The sequence below is a fragment of the Saccharopolyspora sp. NPDC049426 genome (genome assembly GCF_040676935.1).
Taxonomy (GTDB): domain Bacteria; phylum Actinomycetota; class Actinomycetes; order Mycobacteriales; family Pseudonocardiaceae; genus Saccharopolyspora.
The window spans coordinates 144119-161878 of sequence record NZ_JBFAPZ010000006.1 but is presented as its reverse complement, the minus strand read 5'-3'; the positions used below and the strand labels follow the sequence as shown (position 1 = coordinate 161878).

The following is a 17760-nucleotide window of genomic DNA, read 5'->3' as shown; positions in this document are numbered from 1 at the left end:
ATCAGTTCGAGCTCGACAGGAGACCGTCGTTCTCGCTGGTCGACGGCTCACTCGTACCCGGCTCCCGTGGTGCCGAATCCGTGGGCGTTGGTTCCGCGGAGGTCGGTTCGCCCGGGTCCTGCGGGGCCGTCGGAGCAGGCTGCGACGGGGGCTGGCTCGGGGCCTGTGGCTCCGGCGGGAGGGCCGGCGGGACCTCCGGTGGCGGCGGGCCCGTCGGCAGGCTGCGCCCGGCCGGAGCCCCGTACCAGTAGGCCGTGGAGCTGTAGTCGCCCGGTTCGTCGTTGGCCGGGCCGTGCTCGATGCCCGCGACCAGCCCGTTCCGGAAGGACACCGCGTCACCCATCATCAAGCGGTAGGCGCCGGTGCAGTCGAACTGGCAGCCGTCCTGGTTCACCTCGTGTCCGGGGTTGCCCGCCTGCGGCATCGAGAACGTCGTGCCGAACCGGAAGTACCAGCCCGACTCGTAGAAGTCCTCGCTCCCGGTCCCGTGCCACGCGGGTTCCTGGGCTCCGTCCACGTAGAACCGCTCGTCGCCCTCCAGGTAGTTGCGCGGGTTGGACGCCGTCTGCCTTGTGGAGTGTGGCAGCACGCTGTCCTTGGTCTCGTTGAGCGGGATCTGGCCGCGCATGGTGTGGGTGACCCCGTAGAACGTGCCCGCCCCACCGGGATCGAGGAAGTTCCAGTCCTGCCCGGGAGTCGTGGCGCCGCGCTTGTGCGTGGCGTGGAAGTGGCCGCTGCCCTCGTCGACGCCGCCGGGCCCGGTGACGACCTCGGCCGCGGCCCCCTCGATCGGGATCCCGCCGGCGTTGACGATCTCGACCTTGGCGCTCTCGTTGAACGGCATCGGCCACCACGACGTGTACCAGCCGTCCTGCCCGGGATCGACCGAACTCATCATGGTGCGCACGTCGTACTCGCCGAGTCCGGTGCCGAAGAACTCGCCGATCGGCGCGTCCACAGTGGTCTCGCCGTCGAAGGTGATGCGCAGACGCGCGGAGGACAGCACCTCGTCGGAGGCCGCGACCTGCTCGGGCGGGGTCGTGTACCGCCCGAACAGCTGCGAGCGCTCGAAGACGGGGTTGTCGATCTGGTAGTCGTGCGCGCTCTCCTCGCCCGGGTGACCGGGGCCGAGGTCGAGCACGTCGGTGCGCACCCACTCGCCGTTGACCAGGCTCTGCACGTCGTAGCGGAACTCGTTGACGTCCAACGAGGACGAGACGAACCGGTTGTCGACCTCGATCGAGGACTCCCCGGCGGTGACGTCCGAGGGCACGTCGATCGACTGCACGCCCCACTGGCCGGGAGCGGCCGCACCGCTGCGCCACTCGCCCACCACCTCGCCGTTGACGGCCATGCTCGCGGCCTGGTCGGCGACCTGCGGGTCGAACCGCCGGATCACGCGGACGCCCTCGTTGTTCGGGTCCACGCGCATCCGGAACCGGCTGCCGCCGCCCTGCCCGAAGGCCATGCCGTCGTCGACGACCTGAGGCGCCGCCACCACCTGCGGCAAGCGCACCCGCAGCTGGTTGATCCGCGCCGGTCCGCTCACCTCGGCGACGGTGTGCGCACCGCCGGGTGCCAGGCCGAAGTCGCTGCGCACCGGCGTTCCGGCGGTGGCGTTCTTCGGGTCGGCCACGCCGAAGCCCTGCATCTTCGTCAGCACGTCGGTGGCCGGGTCCGAGGGATCGAAGGTCTCCACGCCTTCCGCGTCGGGGAAGGTCCGGTAGTTCACGTGGTAGAAGTGCGGGTTGTTGCGCACGGTCACGCGCATCGATTCGCGGAACGGCATCGGCACCTTGCTGACCACACCGCCTGCCGCGTCGTCGGCGTTGCCCACCAGCGGCCACACGAACGGCGCTCCGATCTTGCCGCTGACCACGTCGGCGAACGGCGCGTCGAGCACCGTGCGGCCGTCGAGCTCGACGACGATGTTGCCGGTGGCCGTCACATCGCCCATCGGCTCGCGGGTGCTCCACAGGCCGGAGATCTCACCCGGCCCGGTGTGCTCGGCGATCACGCATCCCTGCGCCGATTCGCGCAAGCAGGAGTAGGTGCCCTCGAATCCGTCGTCGTTGCCGCCGGACCGGTCGTAGCTGGAGAACTGCATGGACTGCTCGGCGCCGCGCAGCCGCGGCATCCCGTCGAGGTCTCGGTAGGAGTCCCAGCCGACCTGGCCCTTGCTCGGCGGAGCAGGTTGCTGGGCGTGGGCTCGGACGCTCGCGAACCCGGCGTCGGCGACCACCGCGGCAGCGGCGAGCGAGAAGACACCCAGGTAGGCGGCAAGCCGGCGGGCCCGCCGGCGGGCGTCGCTTCGCGACGGTGCGGAGCGTTCTGTCATCGTGCTCGCCCTCCCCATGCGGACAGCGCTGTCCACCGCAGACAGTTCTGCCGCTGATTCCGGTTCCGGTGAATCGTGATGCGCTCTAACTCAGTGGTTTCCAACCGACTCGGACCCGGCAAGATCTCAAAGCGCGATCTAGCGCAGCGTAAGAAATGGCCTCCCGGACGGCAACCAAACAACAGGCACGGAATAGTCATCGATACGCGAATTCACTCAATAAGATGGTCTCTGGTGTGTCGTACTCACGACAGCCGCCAACCAGGTGTTTCTGTTGCCGGGCAGTGGAATTCGGTGTATCGAACCAGTGCTCCGGATTCCGCGGCGCGAAAAGGCCGCAGCACTCGAAACGAGCGCTGCGGCCTGTTTTCGGCCCCGCATGGCGCGACCCTTTACGCGCCTACTCCTAAAACCCGAAAAATTTCGCGTCCGCTTCGGGCTCTAACCCTGGTTGAGTCGGCCGTACACCTCGGCCGCGTTGTCCTTCGTGATCAGTTCCGTTCCCAGGGTCTGGGTCTTGGGCACCTGCTGGCAGTCGACCAAGATCTTCTTGGCCGCCTCGACCGCCTCCGCGCCACCCGTCGGGTAGAGGTTCGTGGCCTGCAGCCGGCCCTCCTCCACCGCCTTGATGCCGCCGGAGGGGATCGGCAGGCCGTCGATGCCCACGAACTTCAGGTCCGGGCGGTTGGCGGCCTGCGCGGCCAGCCAGGCGCCCTCGGCCATCGGATCGTTCTGCGAGTACACGGCCTGGATGTCCGGGTTGGCCTTGAGCAGCGCGTCCATCTTCTGCTGGCCGACCGAGCGCTCCCACTCGCCGTCGGCGGTAGCCACGACCTCGATCTTGGAGCCCGCGATGCCCTGCTTGAAGCCCTCTTCCCGCTCAGCGGCCGGGGTCGAGCCGGACAGGCCCTTGATCTGCACGATCTTGCCCCCCTGCGGCAGCAGCGTGGTCTTGAAGAACTCGCCCGCCTGCTTGCCGATGGCGACGTTGTCCGCGCCGATGTAGGTCGTGTACGCCTCGCCGTCGACCTTGCGGTCCAGCACCACGACCGGGATGCCCTGGTTGTAGGCCTTGCGCACCACGTCGGTCAGCGGTGCCGCCTCGTTCGGCGAGATCATCAGCAGGTCGACCTGCTTGGTCATGAAGTTCTCGACGTCGGTGACCTGCTTGGAGTTGTCCTTCGCGGCGTCGGAGAACTGCACCTCCTCGAACTGCGGGACCTTCTCCGCGGCCTTGCGGATGTCGTCGTCCATCCGCACCCGGTAGGGCTCGGCCAGGTTCGCCTGGCTCATCCCGATCGTGTACTTGCCGTTGGCGCCCTGGCAGTTCTTCGTCGGGTCCTGGGCCTGGACCTGCCCGGTGTTCTCGCTGGTCGTCCCGCAACCGGCGGCGGCGAACGCGACCGCGGCGCACGTGATTGCGACCAAGGACTTCGTTGTCTTGCGCATCGTGCTCCCTTCGGTAGATCTGCCTCAGGCCGTGGGGCGCAGGCGCTGCAGCGCCGCCGCCGCGACGATCACCAGACCCTTGATCAGCAGTTGCAGATCGGTGTTGACGCTGTTCAGGCTCAGGATGTTGTTGAGGATGCCGAGCAGCAGAGCACCGGCGATGGTGCCGATCACCGAACCCCGGCCGCCGGCCAGGCTGGTGCCGCCGACGACCACCGCGGCGATTCCGTCGAGCTCGTAGGCGGTTCCGTCGTTGGGGCTGCCCGCGTTGAGCTGACCGGCGTGCACGATGCCGGCCAGCGCGGCGCAGAACCCCGCGATGACGAAAGCGACGATCTTGACCCGGTTCACCGGCACGCCCGAAAGCCGAGCCGCCTTCTCGTTTCCGCCGATCGCGTACAGGTGCCGGGAGTAGGCGCTGGAGCGCAGGAACAGGATCGCGATTACGGCCACCGCGGCGAAGATCAGCGCCGGGATCGGCACCACACCACCGAAGGTCCGCTCCCCCAGCAGCGAGAACAGCATCGGGGCCTGCCCCGGGCCGTCGCCGTAGGAGATCTGCACGGTCTCGCCGCCGGACCACATGCGCGCCAGGCCGCGCGCGATCTGCAATCCGGCCAGGGTGACGATGAACGCCTGCACCCCCAGCAGCGCCACCGCGGCACCCTGCAGGAAACCGAAGACGATTCCGGCCAACAGCACGACGAGCACCGTGGCCCACACGCCGTAGCCGCTGTTGACCATGAGCACCGCGGAACCGACCGCCGCCAGCCCCAGCACCGACCCGACCGACAGGTCGATGCCGCCGATGAGGATCACGAAGGTCAGCCCGATCGCGATGATCCCGATCTCGGAGACCGCGCGCACGATGTTGAACAGGTTGTCGCTGCTCAGGAACAGGATCTGGCCGTCGTTGCGGGGTGAGAAGATCACCGCCGCGATGAACACCGCGACCAGACCGAAGAAACTCTGGAACTTGAACAGGGTCTCGACGGTGTCGGTCCGCTTGGAACGCTGGGCGGGCAGGTCTCCGGGCACGGGCCGCTGCTCCGTCTGATTGCTCAATTCGCACCTCCCCCGGTGCTCTGCCCGGTGCCGACCGCCGGCCCCGGTGGATTCCCGTTCCGATCGCCCATCGCGGCTGCCAGCAGGTCGGCCTCCCCGGCATGAGCGGTGTCGAACTCGGCGACGCTGCGCCCGGCGCGCAGCACGACCACCCGGTGGCAGACCCCCACCAGCTCGGGGAGTTCCGAGGAAGCCAGCAGCACGCCGATGCCACGACCCGCGATGTCCGAGAGCAACTGGTAGATCTCCGCCTTCGCGCCGATGTCCACGCCCCGCGTCGGGTCGTCGAGCAGCAGCAGTCGGGGCTCGGTGAGCAGCATGCGCCCGAAGACGACCTTCTGCTGGTTGCCGCCGGAGAGGGTGCCGACCGCGTCGGAGATCTGGCCGAGCTTGACCTTGAGCTGGTCGACGCTGCGCCGGGTCGCGTCGAGTTCGGACCTGCGGCGCACCATTCCGGCGACACCCAGCCTGTCCAGCACCGACAGCACGGTGTTGGCGGTGACCGAGTGCCCGAGCACCAGCCCGGAGCTGCGCCGGTCCTCCGGCACGAAGGCGATCCCCGAGCGCAGCGCCTGCCTCGGCCCTGCCGGGCGCACCGGCTTCCCGTCGAGCGAGACCTCACCCTCCCAGGTCCCGGACGAGCCCGCGCCGTAGAGCGATTCGAGCAGTTCGGTCCGCCCGGCTCCGAGCAGTCCGCACAGCCCGACGATCTCGCCGCTGCGGACGGTCAGATCGATGCCGTCGGGCTCCCTCCTGCCGACCCGCGCGCGGCGGGGGTGGACGACGAAGCCCTTGACGCTGAGCAGTTCTTCACCGATGTCGACGGTCTGCGAGCGGAAGCGGGTCTGCACCGTGCGGCCGACCATCGCTTCGGCGGCTTCCTCGGCGGTCATCGCCTGCGCGTCGAACTCGGCGACCTTGCGGCCGTTGCGCAGCACGGTGGCGCGGTCGGCGACCTGACCGATCTCGTCCATCCGGTGCGAGATGTAGACGATGCCTGTGCCGGTGCGGCGCAGCTCGCCGATGACGCCGAAGAGCCGGCCGACCTCCGTTGTGGACAGTGCCGAGGTCGGCTCGTCCATGATCAGCACCTTGGCGTCCAGCGACAGCGCGCGGGCGATGGTGACCAGCTGCTGCTCGCCGACCCGCAGTTCGCCGACCGGCCGGTTCGGGTCGAGGTCGATTCCGGTGCGCCGCAACAACTCCCGGGTGCGCTCGGACATCGCGCGCCGGTCCACGGTGCCCAGCCGGGTGCGCGGTTCGCGCCCCAGGTGGAGGTTCTCGGCGACGCTCAGGGCCGGGACGAGGTCGAGCTCCTGGTGGATCATCGCGACCCCGGCGTGTTGGGCGTCCGCGGGTTTTCCGAACTGGACCGGGTGACCCTCGATGGTGATCCCACCGGCGTGGTCGGTGATGTCACCGGAGAGGACCTTCATCAGGGTGCTCTTGCCCGCCCCGTTCTCGCCGAGCAGAGCGTGCACCTCGCCGCCGCGAACCGTGAGGTCAACCCCATCGCAGGCGAGCACACCGCCGTAACGCTTGGTGATGCCGGTCAGCTCGACCAGCGGTGGCGCCGTGTTCATTCCGACCCCCGTCTCGTCACTCACGCAGGCGAGAAAACGATTGCTCGGACGCTAAGATGGCCGCACTCCCTGTGTCAAGGCTCACAAGCTCGACCGAGGGATACGGCATCCATTTGGCTGCACGAAGATCACGTGACGATCACGCCGCGTCGTGTCGAAACCATCACCCGACGTGGGCTAATGCGCCCGTTCCCAGAGAGGGCTCTCGCGGTGAGGTACTGGACCGTTACCGTTGGGGATTGTGACCGCGATCCGCGAGAGCCAGAGCGCTTCAACTTCCGGTAATGGCGCGCCCGAATGGGGTGCGCGCTCCGCGTTCAGCACCAACGGGGTGCCGCTGTGGGGCGCCGTGCTGCTGGCTGCCGTCCCGACCGCGATCGGCACCGTGCTGGACACCCTGATCTGGAAACAGCCCGGATTCATCTTCAAGACCTGCTTCTTCCTCGGTTGTCTGGCTGCGGTGCTGCTGGTGCAGCGGCGAAGCGTGTTCGGTCCGATGGTGCAGCCACCGCTCGTTCTCGGCATCGTGATGCCCGTGCTGGTGCTGATCGCCGGAGCCGGGAGCACGTCGGGCGCGGGCATCATGGGCAAGGCGCTGTCGGTCGCGCGCCCGCTGATCACCAGCTTCCCGATCATGGCCGGGGCCACCGCGGTCGCGCTCGGCATCGGGCTGCTCCGGATGTTCGTCACGCAGAAGGTCGAGACCGACGAAGACTTCGACCTCGGCGTCGACCCCGACGCCAAGACGAAGAAGGCCAGACCCGTTCCGCCGCCCAAGAAGTCCGCGCGGGACGAGGCACCGCGCAAGCGCCCGGCTTCGGATCGAGACCGCAAACCCCGCGGCGACCAGCGCAAACCCCGCGACGAGGGCCGCGGTGGCGACCGCCGTGCCGAGCCCCGGCAGCCCCGGGGCACCGGGCCGCGCGAGACCCAGGGACGCCCGAAGGGCGACGCCCCGCGCCGCGGCGACGTGCCCGGACGTCCTCGCCCCAACGACCCGCGCGCGGGAGGACCCCGTCCGCCCCGCCAGGGCGGCCCAGGACGCCCGCGCCCGCCGGAACCGCCACCCGGGGGCCGCCCCCGGCGTCCCGGCCCGTAGAGACGCGAAAAAGCCGCCCGGCTCCAGGAACTCGGAGCCGGGCGGCTTTTCGCGTGAGGTCAGCTCAGCGGACGCTCCGGGGGTTGTCCTTGTTCTCGTCGAGGTCCTTGCGGAGCTCGCGGGGCAGCGCGAAGGTGACCTTCTCGTTGGCGGTCGTGACCTCTTCAACGTCGCCCCAGCCGCGCTCGGCGAGGTGGTCCAGGACCTGCAGCACCAGCACGTCCGGGACGGACGCACCGCTGGTGACGCCGACCGTGGTCACCCCGTCCAGCCAGGCGTCGTCGATCTGCGACGCGTAGTCGATCAGGTGCGAGTCCGACGCTCCGGCCTGCAGCGCGACCTCGACCAGCCGCTTGGAGTTCGAGGAGTTCTGCGAGCCCACCACGATCACCAGGTCGCACTGCGGGGCCATCACCTTGACCGCCTGCTGGCGGTTGGAGGTGGCGTAGCAGATGTCGTCGCTGGGCGGGGCCTGCAAGGTCGGGTACTTCTCGGTGAGCTGGTCCACCCGCTCCATCGTCTCGTCGACGCTGAGGGTGGTCTGCGACAGCCAGACGACCTTGCTCGGGTCGCGGACCTGCACCTTGTCGATGTCCTCGGGCTTGTCCACCAGCTGCACGCGATCGGGCGCCTCACCGGCGGTGCCCTCGACCTCCTCGTGGCCCTCGTGGCCGATCAGCAGGATGTCGTAGTCGTCGCGCGCGAAGCGGTTGACCTCCTTGTGCACCTTCGTCACCAGCGGGCAGGTGGCGTCGATCGTGCGGAGCTTGCGCTCCTCGGCCTCCTGGTGGACGGCCGGGGACACGCCGTGCGCGGAGAACACCACGAGCGCGCCCTCGGGCACCTCGTCGGTCTCCTCCACGAAGATCACGCCGCGCTCGGTCAGGGTGTCCACGACGTGCCGGTTGTGCACGATCTCCTTGCGGACGTAGACGGGCGGGCCGTAGGTTTCCAACGCCTTCTCGACGGTGATGACTGCGCGGTCGACACCTGCGCAGTAACCACGGGGCTTGGCCAGCAGGACCCGCTTGGTCCGGCCGGCGTCGTCAACGGGGTCGGGTTCGAGGTCGCGGGCCTCAGGCGTGGTCGTCATGCCATCAAGGGTACGGATCCGCGCCTGCCCGCTCTGCCTCCGGTCGGTGCTCACTGTCACTCCATCGAGGGGTCTCTCGCGGTTCTGCCGGGCGTCGGTCCTCGGTCACATTCCGGCGTTGAACCGATGGTCTGGCGGCCACTTCTGCGGCAGGCTGGGCGCATGTCAGTGTTCCCCTTCCCGGTGCGGGTGGCGGCCGGTCTCGCGGCGACCGCCGTCGAGCAGGCCCGCGCGCTCCCGGCCACCCTCCTCGGCATGCCCGTGACCGTCGCCAGCCAGGCGTTGCAGGCGTCGATGCGGGTGCAGCAGCACATCACCGAGCTCGCGATCAAGGGCGACGAGGCGCTGTCGGGCCTGCGCACGCCGGAGGAAGAACCGTCGTGGGCGACGTTCGACGAGGACATCGCCGCGGGACCGGAGGTGGTCGTCGAGCCCGAGGGCGAGGAGAACTCGCTGCTCGCCGACTACGACGCGCTGAGCCTCCCCCAGCTGCGCGGTCGCCTGCGCTCGTTCACCGAAGACGACCTCGCCGAACTGCTCGCCCACGAGGAGCGCAACCAGCAACGCCCGGACTACCTCCGGATGCTGCGCAACCGCCTCACCCGCCTAAGAGATCAGTAGACAAGCACCGAAGGTGCTTTCTCCTTCACCACCTGAGCAGCCGGCACCGCCGGGGGTTCTGAGCGGTTGCGTGGCGAGCACGCCGCGACGCCGCGTATCGACATACTCAAGGAGTGGCGCGCGGAGTCCACGGAGCCGCTCAGGTTCCCCCGCCCGCACCGCCAAGCAGAATGAGCCGGAACCACCACCGAAAGAGGAGGAACGCTGAGTTCGCCTACTAGTGCTGAGGAACCTTGGCCGGTGCGGACGGTGGCCCGCAAGATCGCCGACTGGATCAACCGGCTCGGACAGATCTGGGTCGAGGGGCAGATCACCCAGATCTCGATGCGGTCCGGCGCGCAGACGGCGTTCCTGACGCTCCGCGATCCCTCCGCGGACGTGTCGCTGACCTTGACCTGCTCGTCGTCGCTGCTGCGCAAGATGGACCCGCCGCTGACCGATGGCAGCCGGGTCGTGGTGCACGGCAAGCCGACCTTCTTCGTCGGTCGCGGCACGCTGAGCCTGCGGGTCGACGAGATCCGGGCCGTGGGCATCGGCGAGCTGCTCGCCCGCATCGAACGGCTCCGCCAGCTGCTCAAGGCCGAGGGCCTGTTCGACCCTGCCCGCAAGCGGCCGCTGCCGTTCCTGCCCAACCGGGTCGGCCTGATCACCGGCCGCGCCTCGGCCGCCGAGCACGACGTGCTGACCAACGCGCAGCTGCGCTGGCCGGCCGTGCAGTTCGAGATCCGCAACGTCGCCGTGCAGGGCACCAGCGCGGTGCCGCAGATCCTGCCCGCGCTGGAGGAGCTCGACCGGATGCCCGAGGTCGACGTGATCGTGCTGGCGCGCGGTGGCGGCAGCGTCGAGGACCTGCTGCCGTTCTCCGACGAGGCGCTGTGCCGGGCGGTGTCGGCCTGCAAGACCCCGGTGGTCAGCGCGATCGGGCACGAACCGGACTCGCCGCTGCTCGACCACGTCGCCGATGTGCGCTGTTCCACACCGACGGGTGCGGGCAAGCGCGTGGTGCCCGACGTGGCCGAGGAGGGCCAGCGCATCCGGCAGCTGCGCGACCGGGCTCGGCGGGCGCTGCACGGATGGGTGGATCGGGAGCGCAGGCTGCTCGACCAGCTGCGCAGCAGGCCCGCGCTGGCCGACCCGCACCGCCCGCTGCAGCAGCGCTCCGAGCAGGTCGCGATGCTGCGCGAACGCTCCCGGCGGGCGATGAGCACGGTGCTCACCGCGGAGGGGCACGCGTTGAGCGCTACTCGATCACGCTTGACGACCCTGGGCCCTGCGGCCACTCTGACTCGTGGATACGCGATCGTGCAGCGCATCGAGGAGACCGACGAGGTCGACGGGGTGCTGCGCTCCGTCGATGACGCGCCTCCGGGCACCCGGCTGCGGGTGCGGGTCGCCGACGGCGCGGTCCACGCCGTCGTGCCGGACTGACCAAGGAATTCCACGTGCACCCGAAGCAGGAGCCCTCGTTCCTCCCCCTCACCGTGGGCGCGGCGCGCAGCGCGGAGCGGGCGGGCGAGGTCCGGCGCTGCGCCGAGGCCGCCGAGGTCACGGCGGAGGGGACCTGGGCTGCGCTCCTCGGCGGGTGCGATTCGGCCGAGCGCAAGGACCTGCCCGGCAGGCTGCGGGCCTTGATCGACGCGACCTCGGGGTACGTGGGCCCCACCTGGTGGGCTGCGTCGGCCCACCGACGTAGGGTCGCGGAGGCCCAGCTGCGCATCAACGACGCGGTGCGCGAAGGTGACGGCGCGGAGTTCGCCGAGGCCTTCGTCGGCTACGACCAGGCGATCGCCACCGCGGTGGTGTCCGTGCGAGCGAATGTGGAGAGCCCCACCCCGTGACCGAGAACCAGCAGGACGAGCACTTCGACCCGGTCGCCGAGCACCCGGAGGTCGCCGAGCTCGGCTACGAGGACGCCCGCGACCAGCTGGCCGAGGTCGTCAAGCAGCTGGAGGCCGGCGGGCTGTCCCTGGAGGACTCGCTGGCCCTCTGGGAGAAGGGCGAAGCGCTGGCGGCGGTCTGCGAACGCCACCTCGCCGGTGCCCGCGAACGCGTCGAACGCGCCCTCGCCGCGGTCGAAGACGACTCCTGAGGCACCCTCACCAGGCCTTTTCGAATTTCGCGCGAAATTCGAAATGAGTCACCCGGCCGCGTGACTTCGCAGGGGCGGAGTCGTTTCAGCTGATCCCCGGCGCCGTCAGCGCCGCTTCGGCCAGGGTGCGGAACTCCGCTTCGCCGGCGTTGCCGGTGATCAGCAGGCGGACTCCGTCGCGCTCGGACACCCACGCCTGCTCGTCGCGAACGCCCTGGTAGCGGATCCACTGGCGGCCACCGGCCTCGACGGTGCCGAGCGCCTGCGGTGCCCGCCGCGTCTCGCCCGCGACCAGCTCCTCCTCGGTGGCGTTGGACTGGGCCAGGCGCAGGTACTGCGCGTCGCCGGTCAGCCAGCCGACCCGGACGACCTCGGTGTGCGAGGGCAGCGTGGTGCTGCTGCTGGAGTTGGCCCGCCAGCTTGCGGGCAGCTTCGGATCGACCACCGGGAAGTCCACTCCGGCGGCGGCGTCTTGAAGCTCGGCCTGAACGTTCACCGTGGGCACCGATCCGTTGTCGACCGTCGGGCCGGTGGGAGTGAACGAGCACTGCGTGAACAGGCCTGCGATGCCGAACGAGACCAGCACCAACGGCAGGATGGCGAAGAGCATCGCCGACATCGTCCGCGGCGGGCGGGACGGAGCCGGTTGCTGGTTGCGGGGTTCAGCCACGGCACCCATGCTCTCACCGGCAGCACCGCAGCTCAGCGGGCAGGGGCAGAGGGAGTGGGCTGCCCCACGCGAGTGATCCCCGAACCCCGATGATCTGGGAAGATCGCAGCCAACAAGCCTGAGCGCGGGGCGTTTTCCCGCCGGACTCGGGCGGTACCGACGATGCCTCACAACGGGGAGGGCGCGATGACGCAACGACACCCGGAAGCACCCGATCGCAACTTGGCGATGGAACTCGTCCGCGTGACCGAAGCCGCGGCGATGGCCGGTGGTCGCTGGGTCGGCCGCGGCGACAAGAACGCGGGTGACGGAGCCGCGGTGGACGCCATGCGCAAACTCATCGGCACCGTGTCGATGCGCGGCACGGTGGTCATCGGCGAGGGCGAGAAGGACGAAGCGCCGATGCTCTACAACGGCGAGGAGGTCGGCAACGGGGAAGGCCCGGAGGTCGACGTCGCCGTGGACCCGATCGACGGTACGACGCTGCTCAGCAAGGGCATGCCGAACGCGCTGGCGGTGCTGGCGGTGTCCGAGCGCGGCACCATGTTCGACCCGTCCGCGGTGTTCTACATGGAGAAGATGGCCGTCGGCCCGGAGGCCGCGGGGGTCATCGACATCAGCGCCCCGATCTCGGAGAACGTCCGCCGGGTCGCCAAGGCCAAGCACGTCGACGTATCCGACGTGACGGTGTGCGTGCTGGACCGGCCGCGGCACGAGCAGCTGGTCAAGGAGGTCCGCGAGTCCGGTGCCCGCGTGCAGTTCATCTCCGACGGCGACGTGGCGGGCGCGATCGCGGCGGCTCGCCCGAACAGCGGCGTGGACATGCTGCTGGGCATCGGCGGCACCCCGGAGGGCATCATCACCGCGTGCGCGCTGAAGTGCCTCGACGGTGAGATCCAGGGCCGGTTGTGGCCGCGCGACGACGAGGAGCGGGCGAAGCTGCGCGAGGCCGGGCACGACCCGAACCAGGTGCTGACCACTTCGGACCTGGTGCGCGGCGACAACATGTTCTTCGTGGCGACCGGCATCACCGATGGCGCGCTGCTGCGCGGCGTGCACTACCGCGCCGACCGGTGCACCACGCAGTCGATCGTGATGCGGTCGAAGTCGGGCACGACGCGCGTCGTGGACGCCTCGCACAAGCTCACCAAGCTGCGCGAGTACGCCGACGTGGACCTGGGTGAGAGCGACGAGTAGTCACCCTTATCGGGAATCCGGGAAAAACCGGCTCAACCGGTCTTGATCAAGGTGGTGGCCTGCGGATTGTCCGCGGGCCACCACTCTTTCGGTCCGCCTCCTACGACCTTCGTCGGTACGCCAGGAGTCGGGGGCGCCGTTAGCGTCAGCGGCCAGCCGGCCTTCGGAGCCGGGATACCCGGAGGATTCGACACACATGCGCATTCGTTCGGCTCTCATCTCCGCGGTCGCCGCGGTCAGCGCAGTGGGCGCGCTGAGCATGCCCGCCGTCGCCGCCGGTGACGACGTCGACCCGATGATCATCGGTGGTCACGACGCGACCGAGACCTACTCGTTCATGGTTTCGCTGCAGCAGCAGGGCAGCCACGTCTGCGGCGGCGCGCTGATCAAGCCGGACTGGGTGGTGACGGCCGCGCACTGCGTTCAGAGCGGCGGTGACTTCACGGTCCGCGTGGGCAGCAACGACAACACCACCGGTGGCGAGGAAGCCGCCGTGACCAAGACCCAGGTGCACGACACCGCCGACCTCGCGGTGCTGCAGCTGGACAAGCAGCTGTCCGCCGCGCCGATCTCGATCGCCGCTGAGTCGGGTCCGGCCGGCACCCCGAGCCGCATCATCGGCTGGGGCCAGACCTGCCCGGAGACCGGCTGCGGTGAGGTTCCGTCGAACCTGCAGGAGCTCGACACCAGCATCGTCGACGACGCCGGCTGCACCGGCATCGACGGCGCGGGCGAGATCTGCACCGACAACCCCGGCGGCAACTCCGGCGCCTGCTACGGCGACTCGGGCGGCCCGCAGATCAAGGGCACCCAGGGCAGCTGGGAGCTGATCGGCGCCACGAGCCGCTCCGGCAACGGCGACTCCACCTGCGCCACCGGCCCGTCGATCTACACCGACGTGACCGCCTTCGCCGACTGGATCAACCAGAACACCGGCGGCTGACCCGTTCAGCAACCCTGACGCGGCACCCGGGACGTCGTTCCCGGGTGCCGTTTCCACGTTCGGGGCCCAGACGGCGTTCTGCCACGAAGGACGAGCAGAGCCCTCAACCGAGGTTCGAGGAGTGCCCGGGGAAGAGGTGGGCGTCGGGGTTGAGCTCGACGGCGATGTTGTTGACCGCAGTGGCGGCTTCGCCGAAGCCGGTGGCGATGAGCTTGACCTTCCCCGGGTAGGCGGCGACGTCGCCTGCGGCGTAGACGCGGGCGCGGCTGGTGCGCATCGTCGTGTCGACCAGGATCGAGCGCTTCTCCAGGTCCAGGCCCCAGGATTCGATCGGGCCGAGATCGGCGGTGAAACCCAGTGCCGCGACGACGGTTTGCGCGGGCAGGACGCGTCGTTTCCCGTCGACGTCGATGGCCACCTCGATCAGTCCGCCCGCGTCGCCGCGGATTTCGGCGACCTCGGCCGGGACGATCAGCGGAACGCCCAGCTGCTCGACCTTGGTGATCAGGCCCTCGTGGGCGCGGAAGCGGGTCCGCCGGTGCACCAGCGTCACGCTGCGTGCCACGGGTTGCAGCGCCAGCGCCCAGTCGAACGCCGAGTCACCACCGCCGACGACGACCACGTCGTGCCCGGCGTGCGCGGACAGCTCGGGGATGAAGTGCACGACGCCCTTGCCGATCCACTCGCCGCCCGCGGGAAGCGGTCTCGGGGTGAACTCGCCGATCCCGGCCGTGACCAGCACCGCCCCGGCCCGGACCTGCTCGCCCTCGCCGACGTCGACCAGCAAGCCGCCGTCCACATCGGACAACGAGACGGCTGGGCGCCCGAGCAGGTAGCGCGGGCCGTACTGGTCTGCCTGCTCGACCAGCGCGGCGATCAGGTCGCGCCCTCGGATCTCCGGGAAACCCGCCACGTCGAAGATCATCTTCTCCGGGTACATCGCGGTCACCTGGCCACCCGGCTCCGGCAGCGCGTCGACCAGCGCCACCGACATCCCGCGAAACCCGGCGTAGTAGGCGGCGAAAAGCCCGGTCGGACCGGCACCCACCACCAGCAGATCGACCTCGTGCGCCATCTCGGCATCCCGTCGCAGGCCTTGTGATACGGATCTCAGGCTAGTCGGATCCGGCCGATGTGTCCGCCCTTCGCCGATGCTGGTCCGATCAGCGCAATTCGCTGCAGCGTGCGGCGGTACCTGGCCCTCCACCCCACCCCTAACTTCCGGGGGAAGGGGATCACGTCGGGGAGGGAAAGCTCTGTGAAGAAATCATCCGCGCTGCTCAGCGGCATCGCCGCGCTGGCGCTCAGCGCCGGCTTCGCGCCTGCGGCGCAGGCCATCGACAACCCGGGGGCGCTGATCGTCGGCGGTCACGACGCCACCGAGTCCTACGAATGGATGTCCTCGCTGCAACGATCGGGGTCGCACAGCTGCGGCGCCTCGCTGATCGACGAGCAGTGGGTGCTCACCGCGGCGCACTGCGTCGCCGACGCGGCACCGGCCGACCTCGGCCTGCGGATCGGCAGCCCGACCTGGAGCAGCGGCGGAACCGAAGCCGGTGTGTCCGAGGTCGTCGTGCACCCGGACTACGAGACCAACAACCCCAACGGCGACATCGCACTGCTCAAGCTCAACAAGGCGGTGTCCGAGACGCCGATCGACATCGCCGACGCCTCCGGCGCCGACGGCACGCCGTCGCGGATCATCGGCTGGGGCGTGACCTGCCCGGTGCGCGGCTGCGGCGAACCGCCGGAACAGCTGCAGGAGCTGGAGACCCAGGTCGCGCCTGACGCGGGCTGCACGCTCAGCTCCATCGACGGCCCCACCGAGATCTGCACCTCCAGCCAGGAGCCCCTGGCCAACGCCTGCTTCGGCGACTCCGGCGGCCCGCAGCTGGAGGGCACTCCCGGCGACTGGAAGCTGACCGGCGTGACGAGCCGTCTCGGCAGCCCGGTCCCGGTCTGCGGCACGGCTCCTTCGGTCTACACCGACGCCACCGCCTACAAGGACTGGATCTCCTCCACCATCGGTTGATCCCCGCGGCGAAGCCCGCTCCCGATCTCCGGGGGCGGGCTTTGTCAGATCTGCCACCTAGATCGTTCCAGATCGGTCATTTCCTGAGGGAACGCCCGGCCCGTGGGGCGTGCCACGCTGACCCGGCCGGTTGATCGGCGGGACACTTCGAACATGGCTGAATCCCAGTACCGGATCGAACACGACACGATGGGCGAGGTTCGGGTGCCCGCCGACGCCCTCTACCGGGCGCAGACGCAGCGGGCCGTGGAGAACTTCCCGATCTCCGGCCGGGGCCTGGAGCGCGCGCAGATCCGCGCGCTCGGCCTGCTCAAAGCCGCCACCGCCCGGGTCAACGGCCGGTTGGGGGTGCTCGACGCCGACATCGCCGAGGCCATCGCCCGCGCCGCCGACGAGGTCGCCGAGGGCGCGCACGACGAGCACTTCCCGATCGACGTCTTCCAGACCGGCTCCGGCACGTCGTCGAACATGAACGCCAACGAGGTCATCGCGACCCTGGCCACCCGCGCTCTCGGCCGCGACGTGCACCCGAACGACGACGTCAACGCCTCGCAGTCGTCCAACGACACGTTCCCGACGACCATCCACGTCGCCGCCACCGAGGCCGTGCTCGCCGACGTCATCCCGGCCCTGGAGCACCTGGCCACGACGATCGAGGGCCGCGCAGCCGGGTGGACCGAGGTCGTCAAGTCCGGCCGCACGCACCTGATGGACGCCGTGCCGATCACCCTCGCCCAGGAGGCGGGCGCGTGGGCGTCGCAGGTCCGCTACGGCGTCGAGCGGCTGCGGACCGGCCTGCCCCGGCTGGGCGAGCTGCCCATCGGCGGCACCGCCGTGGGCTCCGGGCTCAACGCGCCGGAGGGCTTCGGCCGGGCCGTCGCCGAGGAGCTCGCCCGGGTGACCGGTCTGCCGCTGACCGAGGCCCGCGACCACTTCGAGGCGCAGGCCGCGCAGGACTCCGTGGTGGAGACCTCCGGTCACCTGCGCACGGTGGCGGTCAGCCTCACCAAGATCGCCAACGACCTTCGCTGGCTGGGTTCCGGCCCGCGCACCGGCCTCGGCGAGCTGGCCCTGCCGGACCTGCAGCCCGGGTCGTCGATCATGCCGGGCAAGGTCAACCCGGTGATCCCGGAAGCGACGCTGCAGGTCGTCGCCCAGGTCATCGGCAACGACGCGGCGGTGGCCTTCGCCGGATCGCAGGGCAACTTCCAGCTCAACGTGATGCTGCCGGTCATCGCCCGCAACGTGCTGGAATCGTCCCGGCTGCTGGCGGCGGTGTCGCGGCAGCTGGCCGACAAGGTCTTCGCCGACGTGCAGGTCAACACCGAGCAGGCCCGCGCCTACGCCGAGGGCTCGCCGTCGATCGTCACGCCCCTCAACCGCTACATCGGCTACGAGGAGGCCGCCGCGGTCGCCAAGCAGGCGCTCAAGGAGCGCAAGCCCATCCGCGAGGTCGTCCTCGAACGCGGTCACGTCGAGTCCGGCAAGCTCACGATCGAGCAGCTCGACGAAGCCCTGGACGTCCTCCGCATGGCCCACGGCGGCTGACGACGCGCTGGTGCTTCCGCGAATTGTCGGAGC

The 17760-nt window shown here is 69.8% G+C and carries 16 protein-coding genes; 9 read left to right on the top strand and 7 right to left on the bottom strand.

The genetic code is table 11. The annotated features are described in order from the left end of the window. Position 1: 1 nt before the first annotated feature. The 4 genes from AB0J78_RS14860 to AB0J78_RS14845 form a co-directional block, all read right to left on the bottom strand. Entirely contained in the window at positions 2 to 2338 is a 2337-nt protein-coding gene (locus AB0J78_RS14860) for a glycoside hydrolase family 172 protein (protein WP_363789465.1), read from the bottom strand. Positions 2339 to 2779: 441 nt separating this feature from the next. Then, positions 2780 to 3787, bottom strand: a complete 1008-nt coding sequence (locus tag AB0J78_RS14855; protein ID WP_363789464.1) for a substrate-binding domain-containing protein — start codon at positions 3785 to 3787, stop codon at positions 2780 to 2782. Between the two features lie 24 nt (positions 3788 to 3811). Further along, positions 3812 to 4825 (bottom strand): ABC transporter permease, encoded by a 1014-nt coding sequence (locus tag AB0J78_RS14850; protein WP_363789747.1) that lies wholly within the window; start codon positions 4823 to 4825, stop codon positions 3812 to 3814. A 23-nt stretch (positions 4826 to 4848) separates the two neighbouring features. Continuing rightward, positions 4849 to 6435, bottom strand: a complete 1587-nt coding sequence (locus tag AB0J78_RS14845; protein WP_363789746.1) for a sugar ABC transporter ATP-binding protein — start codon at positions 6433 to 6435, stop codon at positions 4849 to 4851. A gap of 241 nt (positions 6436 to 6676) precedes the next feature. On the opposite strand from AB0J78_RS14845, the gene AB0J78_RS14840 reads away from it, so the two are divergent. Continuing rightward, positions 6677 to 7534 carry a DUF6542 domain-containing protein gene (locus tag AB0J78_RS14840; protein WP_363789463.1) on the top strand — a complete coding sequence of 286 codons (858 nt, stop codon included), beginning with the start codon at positions 6677 to 6679 and terminating at the stop codon, positions 7532 to 7534. A gap of 64 nt (positions 7535 to 7598) precedes the next feature. Here the strand turns inward: AB0J78_RS14840 and AB0J78_RS14835 are convergent, their stop codons facing one another. Next, positions 7599 to 8627: a 4-hydroxy-3-methylbut-2-enyl diphosphate reductase gene (locus AB0J78_RS14835; RefSeq protein ID WP_363789462.1), complete on the bottom strand. Its 1029-nt coding sequence runs from the start codon at positions 8625 to 8627 to the stop codon at positions 7599 to 7601. Positions 8628 to 8789: 162 nt separating this feature from the next. On the opposite strand from AB0J78_RS14835, the gene AB0J78_RS14830 reads away from it, so the two are divergent. From AB0J78_RS14830 to AB0J78_RS14815, 4 genes are all read left to right on the top strand, one after another. After that, entirely contained in the window at positions 8790 to 9248 is a 459-nt protein-coding gene (locus tag AB0J78_RS14830) for a lipid droplet-associated protein (RefSeq protein WP_363789461.1), read from the top strand. Between the two features lie 204 nt (positions 9249 to 9452). Continuing rightward, positions 9453 to 10676 carry an exodeoxyribonuclease VII large subunit gene (gene xseA / locus AB0J78_RS14825; RefSeq protein ID WP_363789745.1) on the top strand — a complete coding sequence of 408 codons (1224 nt, stop codon included), beginning with the start codon at positions 9453 to 9455 and terminating at the stop codon, positions 10674 to 10676. A 14-nt stretch (positions 10677 to 10690) separates the two neighbouring features. Further along, positions 10691 to 11086: a hypothetical protein gene (locus AB0J78_RS14820; protein ID WP_363789460.1), complete on the top strand. Its 396-nt coding sequence runs from the start codon at positions 10691 to 10693 to the stop codon at positions 11084 to 11086. Beyond that, positions 11083 to 11337 carry an exodeoxyribonuclease VII small subunit gene (locus AB0J78_RS14815; RefSeq protein WP_210971012.1) on the top strand — a complete coding sequence of 85 codons (255 nt, stop codon included), beginning with the start codon at positions 11083 to 11085 and terminating at the stop codon, positions 11335 to 11337. Before AB0J78_RS14820 ends, AB0J78_RS14815 begins: the two co-directional genes overlap by 4 nt. 85 nt (positions 11338 to 11422) lie before the next feature. On the opposite strand, the gene AB0J78_RS14810 is transcribed toward AB0J78_RS14815, so the two are convergent. Then, complete coding sequence (locus AB0J78_RS14810; RefSeq protein WP_363789459.1) at positions 11423 to 12016, bottom strand: DUF4245 domain-containing protein; 594 nt, start codon at positions 12014 to 12016, stop codon at positions 11423 to 11425. A gap of 177 nt (positions 12017 to 12193) precedes the next feature. Between AB0J78_RS14810 and glpX the strand changes: the two genes are divergently transcribed. Then, a complete protein-coding gene (gene glpX / locus AB0J78_RS14805; protein ID WP_363789458.1) occupies positions 12194 to 13204 on the top strand; it encodes a class II fructose-bisphosphatase in 1011 nt (336 codons plus the stop codon). Between the two features lie 196 nt (positions 13205 to 13400). Next, positions 13401 to 14147 (top strand): serine protease, encoded by a 747-nt coding sequence (locus tag AB0J78_RS14800; protein WP_363789457.1) that lies wholly within the window; start codon positions 13401 to 13403, stop codon positions 14145 to 14147. A 103-nt stretch (positions 14148 to 14250) separates the two neighbouring features. Here AB0J78_RS14800 and AB0J78_RS14795 read toward each other — a convergent pair whose 3' ends face one another. Beyond that, positions 14251 to 15222 carry an NAD(P)/FAD-dependent oxidoreductase gene (locus AB0J78_RS14795; protein ID WP_363789456.1) on the bottom strand — a complete coding sequence of 324 codons (972 nt, stop codon included), beginning with the start codon at positions 15220 to 15222 and terminating at the stop codon, positions 14251 to 14253. Between the two features lie 183 nt (positions 15223 to 15405). On the opposite strand from AB0J78_RS14795, the gene AB0J78_RS14790 reads away from it, so the two are divergent. Both AB0J78_RS14790 and AB0J78_RS14785 read left to right on the top strand, forming a co-directional pair. After that, a complete protein-coding gene (locus AB0J78_RS14790; RefSeq protein ID WP_363789455.1) occupies positions 15406 to 16179 on the top strand; it encodes a serine protease in 774 nt (257 codons plus the stop codon). Between the two features lie 153 nt (positions 16180 to 16332). Beyond that, a complete protein-coding gene (locus AB0J78_RS14785; protein ID WP_363789454.1) occupies positions 16333 to 17727 on the top strand; it encodes a class II fumarate hydratase in 1395 nt (464 codons plus the stop codon). Positions 17728 to 17760 lie beyond the last annotated feature (33 nt).

What these genes read in the sequence shown, in the direction of transcription:
- AB0J78_RS14860 (WP_363789465.1), bottom strand. Translation starts at nt 2,338, where the DNA reads ATGACAGAACGCTCCGCACCGTCGCGAAGCGACGCCCGCCGGCGGGCC.
- AB0J78_RS14855 (WP_363789464.1), bottom strand. Translation starts at nt 3,787, where the DNA reads ATGCGCAAGACAACGAAGTCCTTGGTCGCAATCACGTGCGCCGCGGTC.
- AB0J78_RS14845 (WP_363789746.1), bottom strand. Translation starts at nt 6,435, where the DNA reads ATGAACACGGCGCCACCGCTGGTCGAGCTGACCGGCATCACCAAGCGT.
- AB0J78_RS14835 (WP_363789462.1), bottom strand. Translation starts at nt 8,627, where the DNA reads ATGACGACCACGCCTGAGGCCCGCGACCTCGAACCCGACCCCGTTGAC.
- AB0J78_RS14830 (WP_363789461.1), top strand. Translation starts at nt 8,790, where the DNA reads ATGTCAGTGTTCCCCTTCCCGGTGCGGGTGGCGGCCGGTCTCGCGGCG.
- AB0J78_RS14810 (WP_363789459.1), bottom strand. Translation starts at nt 12,016, where the DNA reads ATGGGTGCCGTGGCTGAACCCCGCAACCAGCAACCGGCTCCGTCCCGC.
- glpX (WP_363789458.1), top strand. Translation starts at nt 12,194, where the DNA reads ATGACGCAACGACACCCGGAAGCACCCGATCGCAACTTGGCGATGGAA.
- AB0J78_RS14800 (WP_363789457.1), top strand. Translation starts at nt 13,401, where the DNA reads ATGCGCATTCGTTCGGCTCTCATCTCCGCGGTCGCCGCGGTCAGCGCA.
- AB0J78_RS14795 (WP_363789456.1), bottom strand. Translation starts at nt 15,222, where the DNA reads ATGGCGCACGAGGTCGATCTGCTGGTGGTGGGTGCCGGTCCGACCGGG.
- AB0J78_RS14785 (WP_363789454.1), top strand. Translation starts at nt 16,333, where the DNA reads ATGGCTGAATCCCAGTACCGGATCGAACACGACACGATGGGCGAGGTT.